Annotated in this window: 11 protein-coding genes; 1 reads left to right on the top strand and 10 read right to left on the bottom strand. The window is 45.2% G+C overall.

Annotation, left to right across the window (positions count from 1 at the left end):
* On the top strand, positions 1-1,758 hold a 1,758-nt coding region (locus O8C68_10000; protein ID MCZ7396128.1), incomplete at its 5' end, for a TIGR03663 family protein.
* 13 nt (positions 1,759-1,771) lie between these two features.
* On the opposite strand, the gene O8C68_09995 is transcribed toward O8C68_10000, so the two are convergent.
* From O8C68_09995 to O8C68_09950, 10 genes are all read right to left on the bottom strand, one after another.
* Positions 1,772-2,419 carry a histidinol phosphate phosphatase domain-containing protein gene (locus O8C68_09995; GenBank protein MCZ7396127.1) on the bottom strand — a complete coding sequence of 216 codons (648 nt, stop codon included), beginning with the start codon at positions 2,417-2,419 and terminating at the stop codon, positions 1,772-1,774.
* Positions 2,416-2,709, bottom strand: a complete 294-nt coding sequence (locus O8C68_09990) for a signal recognition particle protein Srp19 (GenBank protein MCZ7396126.1) — start codon at positions 2,707-2,709, stop codon at positions 2,416-2,418. The genes O8C68_09995 and O8C68_09990 overlap by 4 nt, the downstream gene beginning before the upstream one ends.
* A gap of 44 nt (positions 2,710-2,753) precedes the next feature.
* Positions 2,754-3,752, bottom strand: coding sequence for an inorganic phosphate transporter (locus O8C68_09985; protein MCZ7396125.1), 999 nt, complete (start codon positions 3,750-3,752; stop codon positions 2,754-2,756).
* A 10-nt stretch (positions 3,753-3,762) separates the two neighbouring features.
* Positions 3,763-4,392, bottom strand: a complete 630-nt coding sequence (locus tag O8C68_09980) for a DUF47 family protein (protein MCZ7396124.1) — start codon at positions 4,390-4,392, stop codon at positions 3,763-3,765.
* Positions 4,393-4,482: 90 nt separating this feature from the next.
* Positions 4,483-5,136: a phosphate signaling complex protein PhoU gene (phoU, locus tag O8C68_09975; protein MCZ7396123.1), complete on the bottom strand. Its 654-nt coding sequence runs from the start codon at positions 5,134-5,136 to the stop codon at positions 4,483-4,485.
* Between the two features lies 1 nt (position 5,137).
* Positions 5,138-5,914: a phosphate ABC transporter ATP-binding protein PstB gene (gene pstB, locus O8C68_09970; GenBank protein ID MCZ7396122.1), complete on the bottom strand. Its 777-nt coding sequence runs from the start codon at positions 5,912-5,914 to the stop codon at positions 5,138-5,140.
* Complete coding sequence (gene pstA, locus O8C68_09965) at positions 5,907-6,740, bottom strand: phosphate ABC transporter permease PstA (GenBank protein ID MCZ7396121.1); 834 nt, start codon at positions 6,738-6,740, stop codon at positions 5,907-5,909. Before pstA ends, pstB begins: the two co-directional genes overlap by 8 nt.
* On the bottom strand, positions 6,737-7,699 hold the full coding sequence (pstC, locus tag O8C68_09960) for a phosphate ABC transporter permease subunit PstC (protein ID MCZ7396120.1): 963 nt from the start codon (positions 7,697-7,699) through the stop codon (positions 6,737-6,739). Before pstC ends, pstA begins: the two co-directional genes overlap by 4 nt.
* On the bottom strand, positions 7,700-8,809 hold the full coding sequence (gene pstS, locus O8C68_09955) for a phosphate ABC transporter substrate-binding protein PstS (GenBank protein ID MCZ7396119.1): 1,110 nt from the start codon (positions 8,807-8,809) through the stop codon (positions 7,700-7,702).
* A gap of 107 nt (positions 8,810-8,916) precedes the next feature.
* Positions 8,917-9,272 (bottom strand): TIM barrel protein (locus O8C68_09950; GenBank protein MCZ7396118.1); only part of this gene is annotated, 356 nt, incomplete at its 5' end.

The following is a 9,272-nucleotide window of genomic DNA, read 5'->3' as shown; positions in this document are numbered from 1 at the left end:
ATATCGAGGTTGAGGAGCAAGGTGCCGACGATCACTTCCGCTGCGACAAATTGGCCGAGGGTGATCTGGCCGATCGACAAGAGCCACCCGCCCATCCCGATCATGCCAGCATGGCAGACGGCTTCCCAGATCACCATACTCACGTACTGGCGCCAGGTCAGAATCCTTTATTACTCGCGTTTTTACAGGGAAGACATTTTTATTGCTTTCTTTAGCCTGATGATGCTGGTATGCGCAGTCATGTATATGGAAAAGCGTAATGAGGAGCGGTATTCTTCCATAAAAGTTTTTTATTTGTTTCTGGCTGCAATTTTGTTAACAAGCGTTGTGGGCGTTCAAGTTGTATCGACGTTGGCTTCACATAAACAAGGTGGGCTTATCATAGCAACAACATTGCTCCTGCTATTTACATCCATTTTATTTATATTATTCTCTTTCAAATATGCAAATAAAACTATCCATCATCGTTATTCGTATCTGCGGATTTTTTACCTTTTTTTAGGGGCTGTGGCACTGGCATCAATGGCTGCACTTAAGGAGAATGCATATATCGCAATTGTGCTCATAATTTTGTTTCTTTTCCTGATTTTTATACGGGAAAAATGGTATAAGAGACTCAGGAAACTTGACAATAATTTGCTTATAACCGCAAGCGAAGTTGCGCTTTTTGTTGCGGTTTTTCTAATTGTTTTTTCAGTTTTTTATACAAGCAGCCTTTTTGATTTTTACGGTATGAAAGCCGCTTTTGTAAAGGCTGTGTCCCACTGGTACGAAATGCATGCCATACAGCGCATGGGAGGCCCATGGTTTTTCTATCTTCCTATAATTGCGCTTTATGAACTTCCGGTATTGATATTCGGTGCCCTGGGAATGGCACACTACAGCGGATACTTCAACAGGAAAATAGAAAAGATATTGATTGTAATAATTCTGTACTGGGTTGCAGTGGATATAATGTATATAATCTCAAATATGCGCCCGGAATTGAGCCGGTTTTTACCTATCACTTATATTGCAAGTTCTATTGCTATCTTTTTCCCGTTAGTTATTCTTGGAATTATCGCAGTTTTGAAATCCCAAAATCTATTTTTTTCTTTTTTAACCTACTGGACGCTGACCAACCTTGCGATTTATTCATACATCCAGGAAAAAGTTCCCTGGCTTATCCTGAACCCGCTTCTGCCTCTTGCATTAATCGCCGCCGCTTATATAGGTGAAATTCTCCCAAAATTAAAATTTAATTCGCGTGTCGGAACTGCTGTAATTATTTTCCTTGTGCTGAGTTCCTCCTATTCTGTTTATTCAGGCATTTTCTTAAACTATTACGATTTTACCAATCCGGCTGAACCTCTCATCCAGGCTGCACAGCCTCCCCAGAAGTTTTCGTTGTTACTTGGTAAAATAAACGAAATCTCATCACAGTACCAGAACCACTCTACTGAAATCCAGCTCACCGATGTTGAGATGGAGACGCAGTTCCTGTGGTATATGCGGCATTTCACCAACGTAAAATGGAAGGTGAGTATTGATTCCGTACTTGATGCGCCGTTGATTGTTGTGCACGACAGCGACGATAAGCACGAACCAGACATTGTAAAGCAGCGCCTGCCCACAGATTATGAGAGGCTGGACAGCGCAAAGATGTCGTGGTACTGGTTCAAACCCTCGGATGTCACTCTGGGTTACCTGCTCAACAGGAAGATGGACAGACCGCCGAGTGAGTACAGGATTGTGCTGTTCTATAAACCCAGATATTGACGCTTGCTGGGATTCAACAGATACCTTTTATCAGATTGGAAGGATTGGAAACGGTAGCTTCTTTTGCACCTTTTTCATCCAGACCCGCTCCCATTGCAATCTTGAATGCGGTTTCATCTGTAATCAGATCTTCGGGCGCATGCGAATCCGTGTTTACTATAAGGTTAGCTCCTGTTTCTTTAGCAATCCTCACCACATGCCCGTTGGTTCGATTGTGCCCGTTGCGTGAAGTTATCTCAAGGAAAATGCCTTTGTCCAGAGCAACCAGAGCATCTTCGGGAGTAATAAAGCCGGGATGAGCCAGAATATCAATATCAAGCGAAACTGCAGCGTGATTGGTGCCTTCATGGACGGGCTCCACTGTTGTCTCGCCGTGCACCACGACTATCTCTGCCCCCAGTTTTCGTGCCTTCTCAACAAGCGCCGGCATTTTTCCAGGGGGAACGTGGGTTAATTCCACGCCTGCAAAAATCCTGATGTCATAGTCGTCTTCAAGGGATTTTATTTTCCTGATGCTGGACAGGACATGCTCTATATTGGTGAAATCAACGTGGTCTGTTATCGCCAGTGCAGTATAGCCATGGAAAACAGCGCGGCGCACAAGTTCGCTTGGTATGAGCTCGCCGTCGCTGAAAGTGGAATGTGTGTGCAGGTCTATCATTTTTGTCCCCGTATCTTATTTATATTCTGTGCAATCTGCTTTGCCATAACGGATTTAGGGGCTTTCCTGTCCACAAGCACCCTGCCGCTCACCACCCACCAGGATTTCGGGTGGGCTTTATCGGCTTCTACTACCGGATTAAGGTTCAATTCCTGCGCAGCCTTTTCAATCTCTTTTAGAACAGGCGATTTTACCGCATCCTTCATGGAAAGAATTCTGCCTTCAGCCCTTGATTTGGTGGCATCAAGGTACAAAGGCCAGATAACAAGCTTATTTTTTTCATTTAACATTGGTTCCTGTTTTCTTTTTAAAACTAATAATACTTTCTAAAAAATCAAGAAAAGGCTCTCATAATCAAAAAAGCAGATGCCGATATGATCGCTGCCGCGGGTATTGTCAGTATCCATGCCCCCACGATCTTGCGGGCGATGCCCCATCTCACAGCTGAGAGCTTATCCGTGGCTCCGACCCCCATTATCGAAGACGATATCACATGCGTGGTGCTGACAGGGATTCCCATAGCAGCCATGCTTGCAAGCACAACACCGCTTGAAGTTTCTGCGCTGAAGCCCTGATAAGGGCGCAGACGCGTGATTCTCTGTGCCATTGTTTTAACGATTCGCCATCCTCCAAAAAAAGTTCCAAGACCAATCGCAGCCGCGCAGGAAAGGATAACCCAGAGCGGAATATGCAGCCCTCCGCTGGGGGGCGAAGATACGCTCGTTGAAACAAGAAGTATTGCAATTATTCCCATTGTTTTCTGTGCATCGTTCGTCCCGTGGGTCAGTGAATAAAAAGCTGAAGAAAAAAGCTGAAGCCTCCTGAAATAGTGGTTGACTGTCGAAGGATGCGAGCTCCTGAAGGCTCTTATTATTAAAATAGCGAATATGAAGCCCATAATCAGGCCGATTATTGGAGAGACTACCATAAACAGCACGATTAATCCAACTCCTGCAGCATTGACCGAACCCGTCCCTGCGGCAGCTATTCCTGCTCCGACCAGTCCGCCGACCAGGGCATGGCTGCTTGATGTGGGGAGACCCAGATACCATGTGATTAAATCCCAGATTACAGCGCCTACCAGTGTTGCGAAAATCAGGTTGACCGTGACAATCTGGGTGTCGATGATACCTTTTCCCATAGTCGTTGCAATGGCTGTGCCAAAAAAAAGCGGGCCGATGAGGTTAAAAACAGCCGCCATCGTAACGGCTTTTAATGGAGACAGAACCTTTGTTGCAACCACGGTGGCGATTGCGTTTGCAGAATCGTGAAATCCATTTAAAAAATCAAAAAACAGGGCAAGTATAATAGTAAAAACGACGAATTGTTCCAAAATACGCCTCTTAGCTGTTTTTTACAACAATATCGCTTATAACATTCGCCGCATCCTCGCACTTATCGGTTGCAAACTCAATGCGCTCGTACACTTCCTTCAGTTTCATAATCTCTATGGCATCTTTTCTTTTGAAAAGCTGGGCAACCGAGGTTTTGTAGATATCATCCGCAATATTCTCAAGCCGGTTAACTTCAATGCACCTTTTTTCGATTTCTTTCGGGTTCTTGAGGTTGCGCAAGCCGCAGAGCGCGATGTTCAATTCTGTGGTCTGTTTCACAAGCACCTCGGCAAGTTTTATCATGTTCTCTTCAGGCTTTTCAATATCGTACAGCACAAAACGCGCCGCAGTTCCATCGATATAATCCAGGACATCATCAAAGGCTGAGGCAAGCCCTGAAATATCCTCATGGTCGATGGGTGTGATGAAGGTCTTGTTAAGCTCTTCAAAGATCTCATGGACAAAATCGTCCCCCTGATGTTCTATATCTTTTATTTTCTGCTGCTTCTCTTTTATGTTCTCATAATTTTTAAGCATGTCAAGGAAGGCATTCGAGCCGTCCAGCACGTTTTGCGATTCATTCTCCAGCATGTTGAAAAAGTGCTTATCCTGGGGAAGAATCCATTCTTTCAGTCCCATGTTTCAGTCTCCTAGTTCTCTTCAGTTATGATTATTCTTTGTCTTATGTTTTTCTCTTTGATTCTTATTTTTGTATGCTAGGTCTCGGTATCAATTCAACTCCACCCTTTCCCCTGTCACCATGAACACCACATTTTCACAGAGATTCGTTACGTGGTCACCGATCCTTTCAAGATATCTTGCCACAAAGGTGAGATGCTGGGCGCCTGTTATTTTTTTTGGATCCTCAACCATATAGGATATAAGCTCCCTTCTTACCTGATCAAAGAGCATATCAACCTCATCATCCCGCTTCGCAACAGCTTTTGCAAGCTCCACATCCTTATTTTCAAAGGCACTCATGGTATTCGCCAGCATTTGCTGGCATGTCTCTGACATTCTTGGTATGTCTATGAGCGGCTTTACAGGCGGCACATTGGCTGTTATCTTTGTAATAACCGCAATCTCAAGGGCAAGGTCACCCATCCTTTCAAGATCAATGCTCATTTTCAATACCGAGATTATAAGCCTCAAATCCCTCGCCATGGGCTGCTGGAGCGCAAGAAGGCGCATGCAGCCCTCCTCAATGCTGTGATCGAGGGCATCTATCTCATCATCCATGTCAATGACCTTCTGGGCCGTCTCCAAATCCCGATTCTTAAGGGATAGCACAGAATCTCCTATCGCCTTACCTACAAGGCTTCCCATGCTAAGCACTTCCTCCCTTAATTTGTGAAGATCTCTGTGATACGCTTCGCGAACCATATTATCCAAACCTCCCGACTATGTAATCTTCTGTACTCTTTTCCTGTGGCTTCTTAAATATCTGATTTGTTTCTCCAAACTCTATCATTTTTCCGTAGAGAAAGAAAGCTGTATAATCGCTTACCCTTGCTGCCTGCTGCATATTATGCGTTACTATTACAAGGGTATATTTCTCCTTAAGTTCTGTCATTAAATCTTCTATCTTACTTGTAGAAATAGGGTCCAAGGCTGAGCAGGGTTCGTCAAACAGGATAACTTCGGGTTCCACTGCTAATGCTCTTGCTATGCAGAGGCGCTGCTGCTGACCGCCCGATAAACCCACGCCCGATTTATTGAGGTCATTCTTCACTTCGTCCCATAGTGCGGCTTTTTTTAGACTCTCCTCGGCAATGTTATCAAGGATCTTTTTATCTTTCACTCCACTGAGCTTCAATCCAGCCACAACATTATCACTAATAGACATCGTTGGAAAAGGGTTCGCCTTCTGGAATACCATACCTATGCGCCTTCTTATGTCCACAGGGTCGACATCGTTCCTGTAGATATCCTTGCCATCAACCAGTACTTTTCCCGAAACTTTTGCTCCGGATACAACCTCATGCATCCTGTTTAAGCATCGGATGAATGTTGATTTTCCACATCCTGAAGGACCTATGATAGCGGTTATCCTGTTTTCCTGGATACCAAGATTAATGTCATGAAGCACCTGTTTAGTTCCAAACCATGCATTGAGAGCTTCTACGGTAATTTTATTCTGCATTATACTCCTTTTAACCATATTTTTTTCGAGTTACGAACCTCACGCCGATATTTAGAATAAGAATCAAGATAATCAGGACAAGAGCGCCTCCCCATGCTTTGGCATGCCAGTCTGGAAAGGGTGTTATCGCATATGTATAAATCTGCACCGGCAGGGTGGATATTGGTTTGTCTATCCCGCCTGACCAGAACATATTGCCAAAGGAAGTAAAAAGGAGAGGTGCGGTCTCACCCGATATCCTTGCAATTGCAAGCAAAGCACCTGTGACTATGCCGCTTCTGGCAGTGCTTAAAACAATATACAATGTTGTTTTCCACTTCGGTATCCCGAGGGCAAGGGAAGCTTCTTTGATTGAGCCCGGCACAAGCCTGAGGGATTCCTCGGTGGTTCTTGTGACGATGGGGATCATCAATACAGACAGCGCCGCTCCTCCTGCAATTGCAGAGAAGCTTCCGAAATACAGGACTATGAGGGTATAACCGAACATCCCTGCAGCTATCGAAGGTGTACCCGTCAGGACATCTGCCACGAAACTTACAAAACGTCCAAACCTGTTATCCCCGTATTCTGAAAGATAGACACCAGCGAGAATACCTACCGGAAGCCCGATTAAGCAGGCAATTCCCACTACAATGAACGTCCCCTGGATTGCGTTTCCTAGCCCGCCTCCGGCTTCACCCACAGGTTTGGGGAGCTGTGTAAGAAAATCCAGGTTTATAGATGATATCCCATTGATGGTTACTGTGTAGAGGATGCTCAATAGTGGGATTATGGCAATTACAACACAGGAGGCGGCAAGAAAGGACATAATCCTGTCTATTAATTTTCTTTTATTCCACTTCATGCCGCTCCGTCTCTTTCTACTTTAAGGAGTTTCCATACAAGAATCCTGGCTGCAATATTGACGATAACTGATATAACCAGAAGCAAAAACCCGATCTCAATGAGAGATGAGATGTAAAGCTTTGATGTAGCCTCCACGAACTCATTTGCAATAACCGATGCCATCGTGTACGATGGCGAGAAAAGCGATTCAGAAATCCTGGGGCTGTTCCCTATGACCATGGTGACTGCCATTGTTTCGCCGATGGCGCGCCCAAAACCAAGAATTACAGCCCCGAATATTCCCGACCTGGCATAAGGAAGAACCGCGATTCGGGTGGTCTCCCAGCCTGTAGCGCCGAGAGCGAGGGCTGCTTCCCGCTGTTGCGTCGGCACTGTCATGAGGACTTCCCTGGATACCGATGAGGTTATCGGAATTATCATTATTGCAAGTATCACGCCGCCTGTGAGCATGGTCTGACCACCATACATAGGTCCCTGGAATAGGGGCAGAAAACCAAGATAGGTGGAAAGAGGCGGCGCAAGATGGTCGTGGATGAACGGTACGAGAATGAATATACCCCAGAGCCCAATAATAACACTCGGGACGGCGGCGAGCAATTCTATGACGAAAGAGAGCGGTGTCCTCAGCTTTTCCGGGGCGAGTTCTGAGAGAAATATCGCTATCCCAAGGCTGAAGGGGACGGCTATGGTCAGGGCGAGGAATGATGAAACAAGAGTCCCGAAGATAAAAGGAAGGGCGCCGAATACCTCATTCACAGGATCCCATGTAGAACCCGTCAAAAAACCAAACCCAAACGCATTCCTTGAAAGTCCCGAACCGAGAAAAAGTTCCCTGAACAATAAAAATGCAAGAACTATTATACTCAGGGCGAATAAGCCAACGACAGCTTCAAAAATAAAATCGCCGGAGAGTTTACTCCGGCTGACACGGAAAGAAGGCAAATTCGACCGATCCATCTAGATTAGCGGTTGTCCGTTGTAGTTCATAAGTTTTATGGTTTTTTCATCCAGGCTTACGACTGCATTCGGCAGCGGCACATACTGGAGATCGGAGGAATAGCTCTGTCCGTCGTGAACTGCCCACCAGAGGAATCCAGCCAGAGCTTTACCCTTTGTCATGTCTATCTGGTCTTTGTAGACAAGAAGATATGTAAAGCTGCTTATGGGGTAGGAATTGTCCCCCGGAGCATTCACAATACTTACGGCTGACCAACTTGCATCGCCTGCGGGTAATGTTTGCGCAGCTCCTGCAACGGCGTTTGCAGTCGTCTCAAGTGTGGGTTCGATGAAATTCCCTGCCTTGTTCTTGATATACGCATAGGAGATGTTGCCCTGAAGCTTGGCGTAGATAAGTTCGACATAGCCTATAGCATAGGGGTTCTGGCTTAAGGTACCTGCAACGCCCTCATTGCCTTTCCCGCCAAGACCGACAGGCCAGTTGACTGACGTACCTTTTCCAACCTGTGATTTCCAGTCAGGGCTGACGGCTGAAAGATAATCCGTGAATACGAAGGTTGTGCCGCTTCCATCGCTCCTGTGCGCTACCATAATATCCTTTGCCGGGAATTGGATACCAGGATTAAGTGAAACTATCCGCGGGTCGTTCCATTTTGTGATTTTCCCAAGGAAAATATCAGCAATTACATCCCCGCTCAAATTCATTCCCTTCTGTATGCCGGGAAGGTTATACGCTACGACCACGGCGCCTATGGTTTCTGGTATTTGCAGGATCCCTGTAAGATTTTTATATACCTGCTCCGAGAGAGGCGCATCACTTGCGCCAAAATCCACCGTTTTTGCAGTTATCTGCTGTATTCCCGCACCGCTTCCCACACTCTGATAATTGATCTGGATATTTGGATTTATTTTGTTATATTCCGAACTCCATTTGGATAGCAGAGGATAGGGGAATGTTGCACCCGCACCGTTTAAGGTTATAGTTGCCGGAGCTCCCGTGGGCTGCACGGTTGTTGTCGGTTGCACTGTACCTGCAGGCTGCTGGCTTACACATCCAGCTACCAGCACACCTGCCAGCATTAAAATTAGTATCGTCTTTAATCGATTCATTTTGTTTAATCACCAGCAGGAGTTTTGGCATTAAATAATATATAGCTTCTCCCAAGAATCTATAGATGCTATATAAAATCAGTAAATCAGAGATGTAAATTTTAAGCCTATTGAATGCATGCGACAGTCTGTTCAATGGAATGCGATATTGCAGGAGGAATTAATCCAGACCTCAAACTGCAAAATTCTCTGATTTGTGCAAGGCTTTTCAGCGTATCTTCCCTCGCCAAATTTTTAACCTCCAGAATCAGGTTTCTTGCATTTGTCTTTAATATGTTTTTAAATACTTCCCTGAAATTTATTTTTCCAAGTCCAATAGGAAGGTGGCGGTCTCCAAACATTGCTTCTTCAGGTTCCAGAATGCCAAAGTTATCATGAAGATGCACTTGATGTATATAGCTACCTAATTCAAAATAATCGTCCAGGGATAACCCATAAGCATTGGAGGCAATAAACGCATGAC

The organism is Candidatus Methanoperedens sp. (genome assembly GCA_027460525.1).
Classification (GTDB): domain Archaea; phylum Halobacteriota; class Methanosarcinia; order Methanosarcinales; family Methanoperedenaceae; genus Methanoperedens.
Note: the sequence above shows the minus strand (reverse complement) of the source record. Positions and strands in the feature narration are given on the sequence as shown.